The sequence below is a fragment of the Halomonas sp. 3D7M genome (assembly GCF_014897885.1).
Classification (GTDB): domain Bacteria; phylum Pseudomonadota; class Gammaproteobacteria; order Pseudomonadales; family Halomonadaceae; genus Vreelandella.
In genome coordinates this window covers 10,646-11,196 of record NZ_JABUZF010000239.1, presented here as the reverse complement: position 1 = coordinate 11,196, position 551 = coordinate 10,646, and the positions used below count along the sequence as shown (strand labels likewise).

At 55.5% G+C, this 551-nt stretch carries 1 protein-coding gene; it reads right to left on the bottom strand.

Translation table 11 applies throughout. From position 1 onward, the window contains the following. The coding region (locus INT22_RS21065) for a LysR substrate-binding domain-containing protein (protein ID WP_226912735.1) at positions 1-551 on the bottom strand (551 nt) is incomplete at both ends.

Here is a 551-nt window from a genome sequence, read left to right as displayed (position 1 = left end):
TATACGCAACGCGCCAATCACGCCCAGCCCCTTGTAACGCCTGCTCAGCAACCTCGCGAAAAACATCAGCGCCGGGAGAGTAAAGCGCCAGCGGAATAGGGTCACTTAGCGAAGGCTGCTGATTTACCCCTACCGCCCACATCAGTGGCTCACGACGAATCACATCGCCTCCTGGCGAATTTCGTTGGCGAGTCACCAGCGCCAAGTCCAACTCTGCTGCTTTGACCTGTTCGACCAAATGAGCACTAGTGCCACACTTTACGGTTAGCCCCACCGCAGGATACAGCTGGTGAAAGTACGCAAATACTGACGGCAATAGCGACGCATAGTCTTCAGGAATACCCAACGTTAAATCGCCCGTTATCTGGCGCGCCTGCATATCGCTCCACGCGTCGTCATTGAGTGCCAATAGGCGGCGCGCGTGTACCAGCAAACGATCTCCTTCTGGGGTGAAACGTAGTCGTCGCCCAGCTCGCTCATGCAAACGCACATCAAGCTGCGTCTCTAAACGCTGTAACTGCATGCTCACTGTTGACTGGGTATACGCCAGC